Below are 19445 nucleotides of genomic sequence, written 5' to 3'. Positions count from 1 at the left end.
TGTCACCGGCCCGTGCCGCCGTGCGGCCGGCCCGCGCCGCCGCGCCGTCCTCGCGGTACGAGACGGCGCGGCCGGGGTGGCCTCAGGTGGTGGCGATGGTGCCCTTGCGGTCGCCGATGACCAGGTGCAGGCGGTCCAACCGGGCACCGGTCGGAATGTCGTACGCGAGCTGGAAGCTAGCCTTGTGCCCGGTTTCGACGATCTCGTTGCGGAACGCGAGCCATTCGGTGACCGGCTCGACGTGGTCCAGCCCGACGTCCAGGTCCGCGGTCCAGGTGCGCAGGTTGATCACCGCGGTCTGCTTGCCGATGTTGTGCGCGGAGATGACGATCGCGCAGTACGCGCCGTGCGGCGTGCCGCGCTCACCGAACGGCGGCGTGGACATCCCGCACTTGACCTGGGTGGTGGTCAGCTTCACGCCCGCGACGGTGGTGGAGCGCCCGCTGACGTAGCCCAGCCCGTAGTAGGGCGCGACCGCGCGGTAGCCGAAGTAGCCGCCGATGACCAGCACCAGCACCACGGCGCCGGCGATGCTGCCGAGGATGGTCCAGCGGCGCCCGGTCCATTTCCGCTTCGGCGCCTCGGCGGTGGTGGTGAGGTTCCTCAGCGCGTCCGGCACGGCGTCCTGCCGCGGCGCGGTGCGTTGCGGTGCGGTGGCCGGAGGCTGCTGGGCGGACATGTCCTTGAGCGACCGGTAACGCCCGGCGGCCGAGGCTTGTGGGGGCGGCAACGGCTCGTTGCGCGGGCCGGGGCGCGTCGACGGCACGTACGGCGCGGCGCCGTTCGGTGGCGGGTAGCCGCCACCGGGCGGTCCGTACGGGCCGGGCGAGCCGTACGGACCCGGCGAGCTGGGCGGTGCGGCGAACCCGTTCGGTGGCGGGCCGGCCGCGGTCGGCGCGTTCGGCGGCTGCATGGGCAGGTCCGAACGGTGCCGACCACTGCCCGGCGGCGTCGCGGTGCGACGGTCGTCGGGCGGGCCGCTCTGTGGAGTCGTCAACGCTGAATCCTCCCCGTACGCCGAGACTGCGGTTCTCGGGACCGCTGCTGCTCCGCCCCGGCCGCTGCGCGGCCGGCATGCCGGGATCGCGGGTCACGAAATCCCAGCGAGGCACATTAAGGCAAGACTGGGCCGCACACACTCGGCCGTTCGTTCGGTTGTGAGAATGGCGTCATGCCTATGGATCTGGGGGGCGCGGTCGACGCCACGCCCGCGGCAGTGTCTCCGGCCGCATCGGCAAGCGGGGACCGCACCGCTGCGTCACCGGACGGAACACTCAGCGTGGCGTCGCGTGAGCGTCTTGTCGCGCTTCCGGAGCGGAGCCTAGCGGCTGACGCCGTCGATCTGAGTCACCATGGCGACACCGAACTGGCACCCGGCCTCGTCGATCTTGCCGTCAACGTCCGGCACGAGCCGGCGCCGGGCTGGCTCGCCGACGCGGTCCGGGCGGCGGTCGACGACCTCGCGCACTATCCCGATCCGGGCCCGGCCCGTGGCGCGGTGGCCGCCCGGCACGGCCGGCCGGAGTCCGAGGTACTGCTCACCGCCGGCGCCGCGGAGGCGTTCGTGCTGCTGGCGCGGGCGCTGCCGGTGCACCGCGCGGTGCTGGTACACCCGCAGTTCACCGAGCCGGAGGCGGCGCTGCGCTCGGCCGGCCACCGGGTCGACCGGGTGTTGCTGGCGCCGCCGTTCGAGCTGGCGCCGGAACTGGTTCCGGACGACGCCGACCTGGTCATGATCGGCAACCCGACGAACCCGACGTCGGTACTGCACCCGGCGGAGACGATCGCGGGGCTGTGCCGGCCCGGTCGCATCGTGGTGGTCGACGAGGCGTTCGCCGACACGGTGCCGGGTGAGCCGGAGTCGCTGGCGGGCCGCCGCGACCTGCCCGGCCTGGTGGTGATCCGCAGCTTCACCAAGACGTGGGGGCTCGCCGGGCTGCGGGTCGGGTACCTGCTCGGGGCGGCCGACGTGGTCGCCCGCTGCGCCGCGGCACAGCCGCTGTGGCCGGTGTCGTCACCGGCCCTGGCCGCCGCTCGGGTACTTGCCGAGCCCCGTGCGGTGGCCGCGGAGCGACGCATCGCCGAGCAGCTCGACACCGACCGGCGGTACCTGATGGCCCGGCTGGCCGCCGCCGAGCTGCCGGTGGTCGGCGTACCGAGGTCACGCTTCGTGTTGGTCCATCGGCCGGGGGCGGATCGGTTGCGCGAGGCGCTTCGTTCCGCCGGGTACGCGGTGCGCCGCGGCGACACGTTTCCCGGCCTCGGCCCGGACTGGCTGCGCATCACCGTCCGGGACGCCGGTACCACCGACGGGTTCGTCGCGGCGCTGGCGGCGGCGGGCGGTGCCCGGTGAGCGAGCTGTACCCGCTGGGTCTGCGGCTTGCTGGCCGCCCGGTGTTGGTGGTGGGGGGCGGCGCGGTCGCGCAGCGCCGGATCCCCGCCCTGCTCGCCGCGGACGCGGTCGTCACGCTGGTCGCACCGGCCGCGACGCCGGCTCTGGACGAGCGTGCCTCCCTCGGCGAGATCCATTGGCAGCAAAGGGCGTTCACACCGTCCGATGTGGATGGTCAGTGGCTGGTACTGGCCGCCACCGATGACCCGGCCGCGAACGCCGCGGTGTCGGATGCGGCGTCCCAACGCCGGGTGTTCTGCGTCCGGGCCGACGACGCGGCGGCGGCGAGCGCCTGGACGCCGACCGTCACCGGTGCCGACGAGTTGACCGTCGCCGTGTGGGGTGGCGGCGACCCGCGCCGGTCGGTACGGCTGCGCGAGGCGATCGCCGCCGGCCTGGCCGACGGTAGCCTCGACTCCCCCCGGTTCCGGCACCCGGAACCGTCGCCCGCGGGCCGGCTGGTACCGGCGTCGCCGCGCCCGGTGCCCGGGGTGGCGCTGGTCGGGGCCGGGCCCGGCGATCCGGAACTGATCACCGTGCGTGGTCGGCGGCTGCTGTCGCGGGCCAACGTCGTGGTGGTCGACCGGCTGGCGCCGCAGCTGCTGCTGGACGGGCTGCGCGGCGACGTCGAGGTGATCGACGCGGCGAAGATCCCGCGCGGGCGTCAGCTCGCCCAGGAGTCGATCAACGAGGTCCTGGTGGAGCGCGCGCTGGCCGGCCGGTTCGTCGTCCGGCTCAAGGGCGGCGACCCGTTCGTATTCGGCCGTGGCGGCGAGGAGGCGGCGGCCTGCCTCGCGGCCGGTGTGCCGGTGACGGTGGTCCCCGGCGTGTCCAGCGCGATCGCGGTACCGGGGCTGGCCGGCATCCCGGTCACCCATCGCGGCCTCACGCACGAGCTGGTGGTGTGCTCCGGTCACCTCCCGCCGGAGCATCCGGGTTCGCTGGTCGACTGGGCGGCGCTGGCCCGGCTGCGCGGCACCGTGGTGCTGCTGATGGCCGTGGCGAACCTGGCCTCGATCGCGGCCCGGTTGATCGAGCTCGGTCGGGCCGGCGGCACGCCGGCGGCCGTGGTGGAGCGCGGCGGGACGCCGCAGCAGAGAACGGTGCGGGCGACGCTGGCGACGATTGCGGCGGCGGCGGACCGGCAGGGGATCGGCGCCCCGGCGGTCGTGGTGATCGGCCCGGTCGTCGACGCCATCGGCGCCGGCTGATCCACGCTCCTGGCAGGGCTTCGAATCACCGCTGGCGGCACTTTCCGGGGCCGCCGGCGGCGGCGCTGGAGGAGCGCAGCGTGCATCAGGGGATCTGAGTTACGTTACCGGTCGGGCGGGTCGCCTGGCCAGAGTTTTTGCCGGATTATTTTCTGTTAATTATGCCACAGTTTCTCGGGATCTGTTGTGGCTATTGGGAATCCGGGCCTTCTGTGGCCCGTTCCGGTTGAGCGGTCAGTGCGCCCCGGCTATCGTCGGCAGCCATGACCGGGCAACCGCAGGATTCGCCAAGCGCGACCGTCGAGTCGATGACCGACGATCGCGGTGGCTCGGTCGTGTTTCGGGCTCCGACGGTTGCCGACGGAACCCGACTCTGGCGGCTGGCGGCCGATTCCGGCACGCTCGACGTCAACTCCGAATACAGCTATCTGCTGTGGTGCCGTGATTTCGCGGCCACCTCGGTGGTCGGCTGTGTCGGTGACTCGGTGGCCTCGTTCGTCACCGGGTACCTGCGCCCCGATGCGCCGGACACGCTGTTTGTCTGGCAGGTGGCGGTCGACGCCGCATACCGGCGGCGTGGATTGGCCGTACGCGCGCTGGACGCGCTGGTCGATCGGGTTGCGAGGACGCAGTCCGTGGTCTTCCTGGAGGCCACGGTGACACCAGACAACGTGCCCTCGGCACGTCTGTTCGCGGGATTCGCCCGCGCTCGCGGTGCCTCGCTCACCAAACAATCCCTGTTTACCGAAGAGCATTTCAGTGGTGGCCCGCACAACGAGGAGGTGTTGTTCCGAATCGGTCCGCTGCCACGCTGACCACAACCGAACAACCGACGGAGGATGATGAATCTCTTCGCCGATCTCGAATCCGAAGTCCGTAGTTACTGCCGGACATGGCCGGTCGCTTTCGACCATGCCGTCGGTAGCCGAATGTACGACGAGAACGGTCGCCCCTACCTTGATTTCTTCGCAGGCGCGGGCGCACTGAACTATGGCCACAACCATCCCGAGCTGAAACGGGCGTTGCTCGCCTACCTCGAGCGTGACGGCGTGACGCACGGGCTGGACATGCACACCACCGCGAAACGCGATCTGCTGGCGGCTTTGCGCGAGTACGTGCTGGCTCCGCGCGGCCTGGACTACAAGGTGCAGTTCCCCGGCCCCACCGGTACCAACGCGGTCGAGGCGGCGTTGAAGCTGGCCCGCAAGGTGACCGGGCGCGAGTCGATCATCAGCTTCACACATGGTTTCCACGGGATGACCCTCGGTTCATTGTCGGTCACCGGAAACGCGATGAAACGCGGCGGTGCCGGCATTCCGCTGGTCCACGCCACGCCGATGCCGTTCGACAACTATCTGGACGGCCAGGTGCCGGACTTCCTGTGGTTCGAGCGGCTGCTGGCCGATTCGGGCAGCGGGCTGAACGCGCCGGCGGCGGTCATCGTGGAGACCGTGCAGGGCGAGGGCGGCATCAACGTGGCCCGGCCGGAATGGCTGCGCTCCCTGGCCGAGCTGTGCAAACGGCACGACATCCTGCTCATCGTCGACGACGTGCAGATGGGGTGCGGCCGCACCGGGCCGTTCTTCAGCTTCGAGGTGGCCGGCATCGAGCCGGACATCGTCTGCCTGTCCAAGTCGATCGGCGGCTACGGGCTGCCGCTCGCGCTGGTGCTGCTGCGGCCGGAACTGGACGTGTGGTCACCGGGCGAGCACAACGGTACGTTCCGGGGCAACAATCCGGCGTTCGTGACCGCGGCCCGGGCCCTCGAACTGTTCTGGACCGACGACCTGCTGCCGGCCCAGACGGCGACGAAGGGCGAGGTGGTCGAGTCGGCGCTCACCGCCATCGCGTCGAAGCACGCCGAGCTCGACATCGCGGTACGCGGGCGGGGACTCGCCTGGGGCCTCGCCTTCGCCGACGCGGACGTGGCGGCGAAGGTGGTGACCGGCGCGTTCGACCGCGGCCTGCTCATCGAGACGGCCGGTGCGGACGGCGAGGTCGCCAAGCTGATGCCCGCGTTGACGATCGGCCACGACGAACTGGGTGAGGGACTCGAGATCCTCACCGACGCGGTCGCCGACGCCGCACACTGAGCTGGAGGACCAATGATCGTTCGTTCACTTGCCGACATCACCGAGACCGACCGCGACGTCAAGGCGGCCACCTGGCGCAGCAAGCGGTTGGTGCTGGCGAAGGAGAAGGTCGGCTTCTCGCTGCACGAGACGGTGATGTACGCCGGCACCGAGACGCACATGTGGTACGCGAACCACATCGAGGCGGTGCTGTGCATCGAGGGCGAGGCCGAGCTGACCAACGCCGAGACCGGCGAGAAGCACCACATCGTGCCCGGCACCATGTACCTGCTCGACGGGCACGAGCACCACATCATGCGCCCCATCACCGACATCCGCACGATCTGCGTGTTCAACCCGCCGGTGACCGGCCGTGAGGTGCACGACGACAACGGTGTCTACCCGCTGATCGTCGAAGAAGAGACCACCCAGGAGGTGTCCGCATGACCACGACCGTGACCCTGCCGACGACCGTGCCCGACGAGTACCCGACGCGCAAGCGTCCGACGCCGAGCCTGATCTTCCGCCGTGACCCGGTGGTCTGGTCGACCGGTGCGACGGGGCCGATCGACACGCAGACCCTGGAGGACTACGACAAGAACGGCTACCTCAGCGTCGACCAGCTGCTCACCGACGCCGAGGTGGAGCTGTACTCCGCCGAGCTGGACCGGCTCGCCACCGACCCGGCGGTACGGGCGGACGAGCGCACCGTGGTGGAGAAGTCGTCGAACGAGGTGCGCTCGATCTTCGAGGTGCACAAGATCTCCGAGCTGGTGGCGAAGCTCGTCGCCGACGAGCGGGTCGTCGGTCGCGCGCGGCAGATCCTCGGCTCCGACGTGTACGTGCACCAGAGCCGGATCAACTACAAGCCCGGGTTCGGTGGCGCCGGCTTCTACTGGCACTCCGACTTCGAGACCTGGCACGCCGAGGACGGCATGCCGGCGATGCGGGCGTGCAGCATCTCCATCGCGCTGACGGAGAACTTCGCGCAGAACGGCTGCCTGATGATCATGCCGGGCTCGCACCGCACGTTCGTCTCCTGTGTCGGTGAGACGCCGGCGGAGCACTACAAGCAGTCGCTGAAGGAACAGGAGATCGGCACCCCGGACCAGGACAGCCTCAAGCTGCTCGCGAACAAGCACGGCATCGAGCAGTTCACCGGGCCGGCCGGGTCGGCGACGATCTTCGACTGCAACTGCATGCACGGCTCCAACGGCAACATCACGCCGTGGCCGCGGTCGAACATCTTCGTGGTGTTCAACAGCGTGGAGAACGCCACGGTGGAGCCGTTCGCGGCCCCGTCGCCGCGCCCGCCGTTCATCGCCAGCCGGGACTTCACCCCGGTCGGCTGACCCACCGCGCCCCCGGGCCGCCGCCCCTCCGCGCGCTCCCCGGCTCGGCCCCCGCGGTTGATCAAGGGGCCGCGTCGTTGATCAAGAGGCCGCGTCGTTGATCAAGGGATCCGTACACGAACGTCCAGGATGTCGTGCGCGGATCCCTTGATCAACTTCCTGGGGCCTTGATCAACTTCCTGGGGCGGGGTGAGGTGGGGTGGGTCAGGGGCGGGAGTCGAGTAGGAGGGCGCAGCGGATCAGGCCCAGATGGCTGTACGCCTGCGGATGGTTGCCGAGGCCCCGCTCGGCGAGCGGATCGTACTGCTCGGGCAGCAGCCCGGTCGGCCCGGCGCACGCGATCAGCTGCCCGTACAGTTCCTCGGCGTCGGCCCGGCGACCGGTGCGCAGGTACGACTCGATCAGCCACGCGGTGCACACGTGGAAGCCGCCCTCGGTGCCGGGCATCCCGTCGTCCGAGCGGTACCGGTAGACCACCGGGCCACTGCGCAGCTCCGCCTCGATCGCGAGCACCGTGGACAGGAACCGCGGATCGTCGTCGGCGAGCAGCCCGGACAGCCCCACCCACAGCGAGGCCGCGTCCAGGTCGATCCCGTCGTACGCGGTGGTGTAGGCGCCGACCTGCTCGTTCCAGCCGTACTCCAGCACGTTCTCGGCGATCGCGGCGCGCAGCTCGACCCAGTCCGGCCGCTCCGGCAGCCCGTGCCGGGCCGCCACGTTCAGCGCGCGGTCGACCGTCTGCCAGCACATCACCTTCGAGTACACGTGGTGCCGGGGCGGCTGGCGCTGCTCCCAGATGCCGTGGTCCGGCTCGAACCAGCGGTGCGCCACCGCGTCGACCATCGCGCTCAGCACCTCGCGGTCGAAGTCGCTGATCACGCCGCGGCGCTGCGCGACCGCGTCGACCAGATCGGCGATCGGGCCGAACACGTCGAGCTGCAGCTGCTTGTTCGCCGCGTTGCCGACCCGCACCGGCCGGGAGCCGGCGTAACCGGGCAGCGTGTCGATGACCGCCTCCGGCCCGAGCGTCTGACCCTCCACCGTGTACAGCGGGTGCAGCCGCTCCGGATGCCCGCCGGTACGGTCGATCACCCCCGCGGTCCAGGCGAGCAGCCCCTCCGCCTCGTCGACCGAACCCAGATCGACCAGCGCCCGGGCCGCCAGCGCCGCGTCGCGCAGCCAGCAGTACCGGTAGTCCCAGTTGCGCACCCCGCCCAGATCCTCCGGCAGGCTGGACGTCCCGGCAGCGAGGATCGCCCCGGTCGGCCGGTAGGTCAGCGCGCGCAGCGTCAGCGCGCTGCGCGCCACCAGCTCGGTGCTCACCCCCGGCAGCCGCAACCCGTCCAACCAGCGCCGCCACTGCGTCGCCGTCTCGTCGGCCCGGTGTTCGACCGGTAACGGCGCCGGATCCAGGCTGTCGGTGCCGCAGCGCAGCTCCAGCACCGCGCTGCCCCCCGCGGCCCGCAGGTCGATCAGCGCGTGGGCGGTGTCGTGCTCGCCCTCCTGGACGATGTCCCAGTCGACGCCGGGGGAGTAGAGCACCGCCGGCTCGTTGGACCCGAGCATCACCAGCCCGTCGCCCAGCGGCTGCAGCCGCACCGCCACCTGGCCGAACTCCGGCCGCGGCGCGAACTGCACCCGGACCGTGACGGTACCGGTCAGCTGCCGGACCAGGGTGGTGCGGTTCGCCGGCCCCGTCGAATCGAGCCAGTCGGTGACGGTCAACCCGGACCAGCGCGTCTGCACGGTCATCGAGCCACCGAGGTACTTCTGCCCCAGCGGCAGGCCGCCCCGCTGCGGCGCGACACCGAAGTACCCGGCCGGGCTGCCGCCGAGCAGGTCGGCGAAGATCGCCGCCGAGTCCGGTCGCGGATGGCACAGCCAGGTGATCCGGGCGTCCGGGGTCACCAGCGCCAGGTTGTCGCCGCCGGCGAGCATCGAGTGCCGCTCGATCGGCACCGCGCGCTCCCCGTACAGCCAGCGGCGGCGGATGTCGAGCACCAGCGCGAGCAGCTTCGCGACCTCGATCGGATCGGCCACCCGGTGCGTCGCCCGCGTGTCGCCGAAGCCGACCTTCACCCCGACGTCCGGGCCGCGCAGCCGGGCGAAGCCGTTCTCGTCCGTGACGTCGTCGCCCACGAACAGCACCGCCGAGGCGCCCAGCCGGCTGCGCAACGTGTCCAGTGCGGTGCCCTTGTCGGTGTGCACCACCGACAGCTCGATCACCTTCTTGCCCTCGGTCACGTGCACCCCGGGCAGCGTCGCCGGGCCGGACCGTACCGCCGCGTTCACGCTCGCGGCGACCTCGTCGCTCGCGGTCCGGGTGTGCACCGCGATGCTGGCCGGCTTCGCCTCCAGCCGGACCCCCGGCGCTCCGGCGGCGATCCGCTGTACCTGCTGCTGCAGCGTGGTACGCAGCTGCCGGGCCTCCTCGGACAGCTGCTGCACGAACCCGACGTCGAACTCCGAGCCGTGGCTGCCGACCAGGTGGATCTCGCTGGGCAGCCGCGACAGGGCGGCCAGGTCGCGCAGCGACCGTCCGGACACCACCGCGACCTTCGTCTGCGGCAGCTCCGCCAGCGCGCGCAGCGCGGTCACCGCCTCCGGCAGCGGCCGGGCCGCCGCCGGGTCGCCCACGATCGGCGCCAGCGTGCCGTCGTAGTCCACCGCCACCAGCAGCTGCGGTACCCGGGCCAGCCGGCCCAGCGTCTCGCGCAGCGCCGCGTCCAACGGCTCGGTCGGCGCCACCGTACTCATGCCGCCTCCGCTGCGGTGATCGCGTCGTCGGTGCTCATGCCGCCTCCGCTGCGGTGATCGCGTCGTCGGTGCTCATGCTGCCTCCGCGGTGTCGGTGCTCGGCTGGCCTTCGGGGTGGCACGTCAGCGGGCGGGACCGCCGTCGCGGCGGACCGGCCGGCGGGTACGACCGGGCGGCGGCGCCGGCGGCACCACGGCGGCGAGCGCGTCGGTAGCCTCCGGTACGCCGAGCGCGGTGAGGAACGACCGGGCCCAGTGGTCCACGTCGTGCCCGCGCAGGAACCGCCGCATCGCCCGCATCCGGCGGGCCGACTCGGTCGGGTCGACCCGGACCGCGCGCACCAGCCCGTCCTTGAGCGCGTCGGTGTCGTGCGGATTCACCAGGTACGCCTGGCGCAGGTCGGACGCGGCCCCGGCGAACTCGGACAGCACCAGCGATCCGCCGAGGTCGACCCGGGCCGCCACGTACTCCTTGGCGACGAGGTTCATGCCGTCCCGCAGCGGCGTCACCATCATCACGTCAGCCGCGCAGTACAGCGCGGTCAGCTCGGTCCGGTCGACCGACTGGTGCAGGTAGTGCACCGCCGGCACCCCGACCTTGCCGTAGTCGCCGTTGATCCGGCCGACCTGCAGCTCCACCGCGTCGCGCAGGGTCTGGTAGTGCGCCACCCGCTCCCGGCTCGGCGTGGCCACCTGCACCATCACCACGTCCGGCACCGCGAGGGTGCCCTCCTGCAGCAGTTCCCGGAACGCCTTGAGCCGGCGGTCGATGCCCTTGGTGTAGTCGAGCCGGTCGACACCCAGGATGATGTGCTTCGGGTTGCCCAGCTCCTCGCGGATCGCGGCCGAGCGGGCCCGGACTGACTCGCTCGCCGCGAGCCGCTCGATCTCGCCCACGTCGATGGAGATCGGGAACGCCGCCACCCGCACGGTGCGATCGTCGACCCGTACCTCCGGGCCCTTCGGGTGCAGGCCGAGCAGGTGGCGGGTCAGCCGCAGGAAGTTCTGCGCGGCGAGCGGGCGCTGGAAGCCGACGAGGTCGGCGCCCAACAGCCCCTGCATGATCTCCACCCGCCGCGGCATCTGCATGAACAGCTCCACCGGCGGGAACGGGATGTGCAGGAAGAAGCCGATCCGCAGGTCGGGCCGCAGCTCCCGGAGCATCGCCGGCACCAGCTGGAGCTGGTAGTCCTGGATCCACACCACGGCGCCCTCGGCGGCCACCTTCGCGGTCTCCGCGGCGAACCGCCGGTTGACCTCGCGGTAGTTGTCCCACCAGCTGCGGCGGTAGACGGGTGGCTCGACCGCGTCGTGGTACAGCGGCCAGAGGGTGGCGTTGGAGTAGCCCTCGTAGTACTTCTCGAACTCCTGCGCGGACAGCGCGACCGGGTGCAGCCGCATCCCGTCGAGCTCGAACTCGTCGGCGGCCGGGCCGGTGCCGCCGGCCCAGCCGAGCCAGGTGCCGTGCTCGGCCCGCATGATCGGATGCAGCGCGGTGACCAGCCCGCCGGGGGAGCGCCGCCACTCCCGGCCCCCGTCCGGTGTGGTCACCTCGTCGACCGGAAGTCTGTTGGCCACCACCACGAACGGGCTGGCTGTCGACACGCCGCCTCCTACCGCCGCCGGACCGGACAGACATCGAGCGTACTTAATGCCTGACTGCCGGTCCCGGGAGCCGTCGGTAGTGTGAATCTCACCGTGAGCACTTTCCGGACGAGCGGGCACGAACGGTGCGGCCCGCACACGCGACGGCCGGGGCATCCGTCGTGGATGCCCCGGCCGTGACCGCGGTGCGCTACTTCACGCTGCCGGAGGTCAGCCCCTCGACGATGCGGCGCTGGAAGAACAGCACCAGGATCACCAGCGGGATGGTCACCACCACGCCGGCCGCCATCTGGGTGCCGAACGGCTGGTCATAGCCGTACTGGCCGGTGAACAGCGACGTGATCACGGGTGCGGTGCGCATCTCCTGCTTGTTGGTCACCGACAGCGCGATGATGAACTCGTTCCAGGCCGCGATGAACGTCAGGATCGCGGTGGTGAACACGCCCGGGGCGGCGAGCGGCAGGATCACCTTGCGGAACGCCTGCATCGGCGACGCGCCGTCGATCTGCGCCGCCTCCTCCAGCGCGAACGGCATCTGCTTGAAGAACGCGGTCAGGTTGAACACCGCGAGCGGCAGCGCGAAGCTCATGCTCGGCAGGATCATCGCCTGGAACGTGTTGATCCAGTGGATCGACACGAACAGCTTGAGCAGCGGCACCAGCAGCGAGATGCCGGGGAACATCGAGGTGGCGATGATCGCCGCCAGGATGACGTTCTTGAACCGGAACTCCAGCCGGGCCAGCACGTACGCCGCGGTGATCCCGATGACCAGCGTCAGGATCGTGGTCAGCCCGGCCACCACGAGCGAGTTGAGCAGCGCCCGGCCGAACCCGTTGGCCGGCTTGAACGCGGACTCGAAGTTGGTCAGCGAGATCGGCCAGGGGAACGCCTTGTTCGAGAACTGGTCGGCCGGCCGGCGCAGGGCCGACACCACCATCCAGTAGAACGGCGCGAGGCAGTAGAGCACGATGGCCGTGATGCCCGCGTACGCCCACGGGCTGGTTCCGGCCCGCCGGGCCCGCTTGCGGGGCGCGGCGGCGGCGACGGCGCTCATTTCTTCTTCCCTTCCACGCCCCGGCCGATCAGGTCGGCGCCGAGCACCTTGACGAACACGAACGCGACCACCGCGATGTACAGGAACAGCACCGTCGAGTAGGCGGCGGCGGTGCCGTAGCGCAGGTTGGACGCCTCGTACCAGGCGAACGTGGACAGCGTCTCCACCGAGTGTTTGTGCGCTCCGATCAGCACGAACGGCAGGTCGAACATGCGCAGCGCGTCCAGCATCCGGAACAGGACGGCCACCACCAGCGCCGGCCGCGCGAGCGGCAGGGTGATGCGGAAGAAGGTGCGCCACGGGCCGGAGCCGTCCACCTTCGCCGCCTCGTACACCTCGCCCGGGATGACCTGCAGGCCGGCGAGCGCGAGCAGGCCGATGAACGGTGCGGTCTTCCACACGTCGGCGATCAGCACCGCACCCCAGGCGTGGAAGCCCTCGGTCGTCCACAGCACGTGGGTGTGCAGGACGGTGTTCGCGATGCCGTCGGACTGGAAGATCCACTTCCACAGCAGACCGGAGATCGCGGTCGGGATCGCCCACGGTACGAGCACGCTGGCCCGCACGATGCCGCGCCCACGAAACGCCTTGTGCATGATCAGCGCCATCGCGACGCCGATCACCGTCTCGATCGCGACGCCCGCGACGGTGAACGTGGTGGTGTTCCAGAACGCGTTCCAGAACTGGCTGGCCGAGTCGCCGCTGAAGATCCCGGCGTAGTTGGCGAGGCCGACGTGGGTGGTGTTCTCCACCATCCCGGTGGTCGGGTTGATGCCCCGGTGGGTCACCTGGAACGACAGCCGCAGCGCCGACACGATCGGGTACCCGATCACGAGCGCCAGCACCAGCACCGTCGGCGACAGCAGCAGGGCGGCGAACCGGCCGACACCGCGCCGCCGGTCCTGCCGCATCGGGCCTACCGTCCTGGCCGGCGGGGTGGGCACCTGGACCGCGGTGGTCATGACATCACCCCCGGTACGGGGTGCGAACGGCCGGCGCCGCCGGGCGGCAGCGGGCAGCCTGCGGGCACGAAACTCATCGATCAGCCTTTCCAGGGCACGCGGGGGGAGAACGGCCGGTCCGGCACGCGCGGCGTCCGGCCAGGAGAAGCCCGACGGCCGAGCCCGGAAACCGGACCCGGCCGTCGGTCGGGGGTTACTTGTCCTTGCTGGTGATCTTCGTGAGGTTGTCCTGCAGGTCCTTCAGCGCTTGGGCGGAGGACTTGCTCCCGGAGATCGCCGCGTACGCCTGTTCCTCGATCGCCGCGGTCGCGTCGCCGTAGTTGACGATCGCCGGGCGCGGCTCGGCCTTCTCGATCGACTGCTTGAGCGTCGACAGGTACGGGAACTGCTTCTGCAGCGCCGGGTCGTCGTACAGCGAACCGTAGACCGGGGCCTGGGAGTTCTTGGTCAGCCAGGTCCGCTCGTTCTTCTCACTGGTGAACCACTTGATGAAGTCCAGCGCGGTCTTCTTGTTCTTGGCGAACTTGCTGATCGCCAGGTTGTGACCGCCCAGGGTGGACTTGCCGGGGCCGTCCAGACCCGGGATCGGCGCCACGCCGTACTTGCCGGCGACCTTGTTGCCCGCGTCCTTCTTGTTCGCCATCAGCGCGTAGCAGTAGGGCCAGTTGCGCAGGAACACGACCTTGCCGCTCTCGAAGCCGCGCCGCGACTCCTCTTCCTTCCAGGTCAGCGCGTCCTTCGGGATCGTCTTGTTCTTGACGCCGTCGACCAGGAAGTCCAGGCCCTTCTTCGCGGCCGGGGTGTTCACGTTCGGCTTGCCGTTGGCACCGACGACCTCACCGCCGGCGGAGTTGACCGCCTCGGAGAAGTTCACCGTCAGGCCCTCGTACTTGTCCAGCTGACCGCCGTAGCAGGACATGCCCTTGCCGGCCGGCAGCTTGAGTACCTTCTGGCAGTCCGCCGTCATCTCGTCCCAGGTGGTCGGCGCCTTGTCGACGCCGGCCTTCTTGAGCAGGTCGGTGCGGTAGTACAGCAGCGCGCCGTCGGACGCGTAGGGCGCCGCGTACAGCTTGTCGAAGTACTGGGCGGTCTTGATCACCGGCGGGAGGTACTTGCTCATGTCGAACTGCTTCTCCGGCAGCTGCTCGACCCACCCGTTCGCGGCGAACTCGGAGGTCCACACCACGTCGAGGTTGAGGATCGTGTACGCGTCGGACTTGGTCTGCGCGTTCTGCACCATCTGCTGCCGCTGCTGGTCGGCGTCCTCCGGCAGCTCGGTGAGCGTGACCTTCTGGTCCGGGTGCGCCTTGTTCCAGTCGGCGAGAATCTCGTTCAGGGTGCCGGTGGTGTCCTTGCCGGTGGCGAGCGTGATGGGGCCGACCCCGGTCAACTTGTCCGGTTTGGCGCCCGACGCCGAGTCGTCACCCGAGTCACCGCAGGCGGCGAGGCTGCCGGCCAGCGCGAGAACCCCGAGCGCGGCCACCGCGCGTCGTGCCATCGAACGCTTGATCCGCATTCCTGGCTGCTCCTTCGACGTGAAGAACGTGGGGTACGCCGGACATGTCAACCACCGGCGCCCCACATTCGTGGTGACACACATCCCAACCGACCCGTTACCTGCTGGCAACCGCCGTTACCTCGCCGACACTTTCGCCCGCCGTGTCCGCCGGTACGTGCCGGAGCAGCGTCCCGGCCGCCCCGGTGCCGGGAATAGCGGCCGGCCTGAGACGATGGAGCGTCCAGAGGTGGGTTCTGCCCCGCCGCAGTCCGGCAGTCGAGAAGTCCCGGAGGTCGTGGCCACCGTGGCCCAGTACATCTACGTCCTGCGTAAGGCGCGAAAGGCGCACGGTGACAAGGTCATCCTGGATGACGTCACGCTCAGCTTCCTGCCCGGCGCGAAGATCGGTGTGGTCGGCCCGAACGGCGCCGGCAAGTCCACCCTGCTGAAGATCATGGCCGGGCTGGAGCCGCTGTCCAACGGCGACGCCGAGCTCGCCCCCGGCGCGACCGTCGGCATCCTGATGCAGGAGCCGCCGCTGGACGAGTCGAAGACGGTGCTGGGCAACATCGAGGAAGCCGTCGCCGACACCAAGGCGAAGCTGGCCCGGTTCAACGCCATCGCCGAGGAGATGGCGACCAACTACACCGACGAGCTGATGGCCGAGATGGGCGCGCTGCAGGAGCAGCTCGACCATGCCGACGCGTGGGAGCTGGACTCCCGGCTCGAGCAGGCGATGGACGCGTTGCGCTGCCCGCCGCCGGAGGCGCCGGTCACCGACCTGTCCGGTGGGGAACGCCGCCGGGTCGCGCTGTGCAAGCTCCTGCTCGAGCAGCCCGACCTGCTGCTGCTCGACGAGCCCACCAACCACCTGGACGCGGAGAGCGTGCAGTGGTTGGAGCAGCACCTGGAGAAGTACCCGGGCTGTGTCATCGCCGTCACGCACGACCGGTACTTCCTCGACCACGTGGCGCAGTGGATCGCCGAGGTCGACCGCGGCCGGGTACACGGCTACGAGGGCAACTACTCCACCTACCTGGAGAAGAAGGCGGCCCGGCTGTCGGTCGAGGGGCGCAAGGACGCCAAGCTGCGCAAACGGCTGTCCGACGAGCTGGAATGGGTGCGCTCCAACGCGAAGGCCCGGCAGACCAAGAGCCGGGCCCGGCTCGGCCGGTACGAGGAGATGGCGGCCGAGGCGGAGAAGACCCGCAAGCTGGACTTCGAGGAGATCCAGATCCCGCCGGGCCCGCGGCTGGGCAACGTCGTGGTCGAGGTCGAGGACCTGCACAAGGGGTTCAAGGTTCCCGGCGACGGCGACCACACGCTGTTCGACGGGCTGTCGTTCACGCTGCCGCAGAACGGCCTGGTCGGCGTCATCGGCCCGAACGGCGTCGGCAAGACCACGCTGTTCAAGATGCTGGTCGGCGACGAGCGGCCGGACGGCGGCACGATCCGGATCGGCGAGACGGTGCAGGTGTCCTATGTGGACCAGAACCGCGCCGGGATCGACCCGGCCAAGCCGCTGTGGGAGGTGGTCTCCGACGGGCTGGACCACCTGATGGTGGGCAAGGTCGAGATGCCGTCCCGGGCGTACATCGCGGCGTTCGGGTTCAAGGGGCCGGACCAGCAGAAGCCGGCCGGGGTGCTGTCCGGCGGCGAGCGCAACCGGCTCAACCTCGCGCTGACCCTCAAGCAGGGCGGCAACCTGCTGCTGCTCGACGAGCCGACCAACGACCTGGACGTGGAGACGCTCGGTTCGCTGGAGAACGCGCTGCTGGACTTCCCCGGCTGCGCGGTGATCACCAGCCACGACCGGATGTTCCTGGACCGCATCGCCACGCACATCCTGGCCTGGGAGGGGCTGAACGCCGACGGCAGCCCGCGCTGGTTCTGGTTCGAGGGCAACTACGAGGCGTACGAGAAGAACAAGATCGAGCGGCTCGGCCCGGAGGCGGCCCGCCCGCACCGGGTCACCTACCGCAAGCTCACCCGGGACTGAGGCGGGGTGCGGGCGCGACACCGGGCGCAGGTGCACTGGTCCGATCCGGACATGCTGGGTCACCTCAACCACGCCCGCTACCTGACCCTGTTCGAGGACGCCAGGATGGCGATGCTGGCGTCCTCGCCGGCCGGGTACGCGGGTGCGCCCGGCGGGCGTGGTTTCATCGCGGCGCGGGTCGCGGTCGACTACCTGTCGGCGGTCACCTACCGGCCGGGGCTGCTGCTCGACATCGACACCTGGGTCGGCAAGATCGGCAGCAGCTCGTGGACGCTGCTCGCCGAGATGTGCGACGGGCCAACCCCGATGGCACGCTGCGAGTGCGTGCTGGTTGGCTACGACTACGACACGGCGCGGTCCCGGCCGCTGGAGCCGGACGAGCGCGACTTCCTCGGCCGCTACCTGGAGTCCTGAGCGCCCCGGGTCCGGCGCGCCCCGAGTTCGACGGGAGGTCCGAGTTCCAGATGGCTCGGTACAGCTACGACTGCCCGGTCCGCTGGTCGGACCTGGACGCGTTCGGACACGTCAACAACGCCCGGTTCCTCACCCTGTACGAGGAGGCCCGCGCGGCGCTGATGTTCCTCGCCGCGCGCGCCGAGGGCATCACCACGCTGGAGGCCGGTACGGTCGTCGCCCGGCACGAGGTCGACTACCTGCGGCCGGTCGACTTCGGTGAGCCGGTGCGGATCGAGCTGTGGCTCTCCGACATCCGCAACGCCTCGTTCCGCGTCTCCTACGAGCTGTTCGACGCCGGCCGGCTGGCGTCGCGGGCCACCTCGGTGCTGGTGCCGTACGACCTGGCGGCCGGGCGACCGCGCCGGCTGTCCGGCACCGAACGCGAGTTCCTGTCCTGCTGGCAGTCCGACTGACCCCGTCGCGGCAGCCGGGTCAGTCGCCGGCGCGTACCGCGTAGGCGGCGAGTGACGGGGCGAGCGCGTCGAACGCGGTCTCGGTGAGCCGGGTCAGCCCGGCCGCGATCCGGTCGTCGTCCTGGCCGTCGAGGGTGCGCCGCAGCGTCTCGGTGAACAGCACCCGCAGCACCCCGGCCAGCTGGGCGGCGGCGACCCGCGGCACGATGTCGTCCGGCTCGGCGCCGGTCTCGGCGGCGAGCGTGTCGGCGAGCGCGGTCTCCCGGTCCTCGTGGAACTCGCGCAGCCGGGCGGAAAGCGCCGGGCTGCCGGTGACCAGCCGGGCGAACTCGGGGCCGGAGAAGCCGATGAGCGGGTTGCGCGCGGACACCTCGGCCAGCTGACCGCGCCGCAGCGCGGCCAGCGCGGACTCGCCGACCCGCCGGTCGCGTACCGTCGTGGTCGGCAGCTGGACGAACTCGTCGTGCGTGTCGAGCGCGAGGTCCTCCTTGCGCGGGAAGTAGTTCGTCACCGTCATCTTGGCGACCTGCGCCGCCTCGGCGATCTCCGCGATCGTCACCTTGTCGAACCCGCGGGCGAGGAACAGCCGGGTGGCGTGATCGGAGATCGCGGCCCTGGTCTGCTGCTTCTTGCGGGCCCGCAGGCCCGTCGGGTCGGTGGCCATGCCGGCACCATACCTGGGTCGAGCCGAAAAATATGCTTGACCAATCGGCGTCCGGGCCGCAGTGTTCGTGGCCGACGACCGCACCAGGCAGGAGCACGGATGACTCGCATCACGATCCAGGAGCACCCCGTCCCCGGCGCAGGGCCGTACGCGCTGGCGACCGGGCCGGACGGCGCGCTGTGGTTCACGCTCGTCCACAGCGGCGGAATCGGCCGGCTGGTGCCCGGCGGCGAGCCGACCCTGCGCCAGCTCGACCCGGGCTGCGGGCCGACGATCGTGGCCGTCGGCCCGGACGGTGCGCTCTGGTTCACCGAGTACCAGGCGCACCGGATCGGCCGGCTCTCCCTCGACGGCGAGCTCGACGAGTTCCCGCTGCCGACGCCGGACTGCGGCCCGTTCGGCCTCGCGGCCGGCCCGGACGGCGCGCTGTGGTGCACCGAGACCGCCGCCGGCCGGATCGCCCGGATCGACACCGCGGGCCGGGCCACCGAGTTCGCGCTCCCGGTCGACGGCGCGTTCCCGGCGGCCCTGACCGCCGGCCCCGACGGCGGACTGTGGTTCACCCTCAACCAGCGCAACGCCCTCGGCCGGATCGGGCCCGACGGTGACGTGCGGCTGCATCCGCTGCCGACCGAGGCGGCGGCGCCGGTCGGAATCACCGCCGGCCCGGACGGCGCGGTGTGGTTCGTCGAGATCGGCGCCGGCCAGATCGGCCGGATCACCCCGGACGGCGACATCACCGAGTACCCGCTGCCCGACCGAGCCGCGCGTCCGCACGCGATCACCGCCGGTGGTGACGGCGCGCTGTGGTTCACCGAGTGGGGCGCCAACCGGGTCGGCCGGATCGACACCGCCGGCGCCATCGAGGAGTACGACCTGCCGACCGCCGGCTCCGAGCCGCACGGCATCGCGCTCGGACCGGACGGCGCGCTGTGGGTCGCGCTGGAGTCCGGCGCGCTCGCCCGCCTCGCCCGCACCGACGGCTGACCGGTCGCCGTCCCGGGCCGGATA

At 70.9% G+C, this 19445-nt stretch carries 17 protein-coding genes; 10 read left to right on the top strand and 7 right to left on the bottom strand.

All coding sequences use genetic code 11. The annotated features are described in order from the left end of the window. Positions 1-82: 82 nt before the first annotated feature. Positions 83-997, bottom strand: a complete 915-nt coding sequence (locus Asera_RS27505) for a hypothetical protein (protein ID WP_157034598.1) — start codon at positions 995-997, stop codon at positions 83-85. A gap of 282 nt (positions 998-1279) precedes the next feature. On the opposite strand from Asera_RS27505, the gene cobC reads away from it, so the two are divergent. From cobC to thpD, 6 genes are all read left to right on the top strand, one after another. After that, a complete protein-coding gene (gene cobC / locus Asera_RS27500) occupies positions 1280-2353 on the top strand; it encodes an Rv2231c family histidinol phosphate aminotransferase CobC (protein ID WP_030444288.1) in 1074 nt (357 codons plus the stop codon). Continuing rightward, on the top strand, positions 2350-3603 hold the full coding sequence (gene cobA, locus Asera_RS27495; protein WP_030444289.1) for a uroporphyrinogen-III C-methyltransferase: 1254 nt from the start codon (positions 2350-2352) through the stop codon (positions 3601-3603). The genes cobC and cobA overlap by 4 nt, the downstream gene beginning before the upstream one ends. Positions 3604-3866: 263 nt before the next feature. Then, entirely contained in the window at positions 3867-4418 is a 552-nt protein-coding gene (gene ectA / locus Asera_RS27490) for a diaminobutyrate acetyltransferase (protein WP_211255447.1), read from the top strand. Positions 4419-4442: 24 nt separating this feature from the next. Then, on the top strand, positions 4443-5696 hold the full coding sequence (ectB, locus tag Asera_RS27485) for a diaminobutyrate--2-oxoglutarate transaminase (RefSeq protein WP_084130858.1): 1254 nt from the start codon (positions 4443-4445) through the stop codon (positions 5694-5696). Between the two features lie 12 nt (positions 5697-5708). Continuing rightward, a complete protein-coding gene (locus tag Asera_RS27480) occupies positions 5709-6122 on the top strand; it encodes an ectoine synthase (RefSeq protein WP_030444292.1) in 414 nt (137 codons plus the stop codon). Beyond that, positions 6119-7027 carry an ectoine hydroxylase gene (thpD, locus tag Asera_RS27475; RefSeq protein WP_030444293.1) on the top strand — a complete coding sequence of 303 codons (909 nt, stop codon included), beginning with the start codon at positions 6119-6121 and terminating at the stop codon, positions 7025-7027. Before Asera_RS27480 ends, thpD begins: the two co-directional genes overlap by 4 nt. Before the next feature lie 204 nt (positions 7028-7231). Here thpD and otsB read toward each other — a convergent pair whose 3' ends face one another. The 5 genes from otsB to Asera_RS27450 all read right to left on the bottom strand — a co-directional run bounded on the left by otsB (position 7232) and on the right by Asera_RS27450 (position 14920). Continuing rightward, positions 7232-9784: a trehalose-phosphatase gene (gene otsB / locus Asera_RS27470; protein ID WP_030444294.1), complete on the bottom strand. Its 2553-nt coding sequence runs from the start codon at positions 9782-9784 to the stop codon at positions 7232-7234. Between the two features lie 122 nt (positions 9785-9906). Then, on the bottom strand, positions 9907-11388 hold the full coding sequence (locus Asera_RS27465; RefSeq protein ID WP_084130859.1) for an alpha,alpha-trehalose-phosphate synthase (UDP-forming): 1482 nt from the start codon (positions 11386-11388) through the stop codon (positions 9907-9909). 190 nt (positions 11389-11578) lie between these two features. Beyond that, on the bottom strand, positions 11579-12442 hold the full coding sequence (locus Asera_RS27460) for a carbohydrate ABC transporter permease (protein WP_030444296.1): 864 nt from the start codon (positions 12440-12442) through the stop codon (positions 11579-11581). After that, on the bottom strand, positions 12439-13404 hold the full coding sequence (locus Asera_RS27455) for a carbohydrate ABC transporter permease (RefSeq protein WP_030444297.1): 966 nt from the start codon (positions 13402-13404) through the stop codon (positions 12439-12441). The genes Asera_RS27460 and Asera_RS27455 overlap by 4 nt, the downstream gene beginning before the upstream one ends. 193 nt (positions 13405-13597) lie before the next feature. Beyond that, the gene (locus tag Asera_RS27450; RefSeq protein WP_030444298.1) at positions 13598-14920 is read right to left on the bottom strand and encodes an ABC transporter substrate-binding protein; all 1323 of its coding nucleotides are present in this window, start codon (positions 14918-14920) and stop codon (positions 13598-13600) included. Positions 14921-15206: 286 nt separating this feature from the next. Between Asera_RS27450 and ettA the strand changes: the two genes are divergently transcribed. From ettA to Asera_RS27435, 3 genes are read left to right on the top strand one after another with little or no spacing between them, the layout of a single operon-like run. Then, a complete protein-coding gene (gene ettA, locus Asera_RS27445) occupies positions 15207-16901 on the top strand; it encodes an energy-dependent translational throttle protein EttA (protein ID WP_030444299.1) in 1695 nt (564 codons plus the stop codon). A gap of 6 nt (positions 16902-16907) precedes the next feature. Further along, positions 16908-17315 (top strand): acyl-CoA thioesterase, encoded by a 408-nt coding sequence (locus Asera_RS27440; protein WP_030444300.1) that lies wholly within the window; start codon positions 16908-16910, stop codon positions 17313-17315. Positions 17316-17365: 50 nt separating this feature from the next. Continuing rightward, entirely contained in the window at positions 17366-17770 is a 405-nt protein-coding gene (locus Asera_RS27435; RefSeq protein WP_030444301.1) for an acyl-CoA thioesterase, read from the top strand. A gap of 19 nt (positions 17771-17789) precedes the next feature. Here Asera_RS27435 and Asera_RS27430 read toward each other — a convergent pair whose 3' ends face one another. Then, positions 17790-18434, bottom strand: coding sequence for a TetR/AcrR family transcriptional regulator (locus Asera_RS27430; protein ID WP_030444302.1), 645 nt, complete (start codon positions 18432-18434; stop codon positions 17790-17792). Positions 18435-18533: 99 nt separating this feature from the next. Here Asera_RS27430 and Asera_RS27425 point away from each other — a divergent pair, with 99 nt between their 5' ends. Next, positions 18534-19421: a Vgb family protein gene (locus tag Asera_RS27425; protein ID WP_030444303.1), complete on the top strand. Its 888-nt coding sequence runs from the start codon at positions 18534-18536 to the stop codon at positions 19419-19421. The last annotated feature ends 24 nt before the right edge of the window (positions 19422-19445 follow it).

Origin of the sequence: Actinocatenispora sera, assembly GCF_018324685.1 — a bacterium.
Classification (GTDB): domain Bacteria; phylum Actinomycetota; class Actinomycetes; order Mycobacteriales; family Micromonosporaceae; genus Actinocatenispora; species Actinocatenispora sera.
Note: the sequence above shows the minus strand (reverse complement) of the source record. Positions and strands in the feature narration are given on the sequence as shown.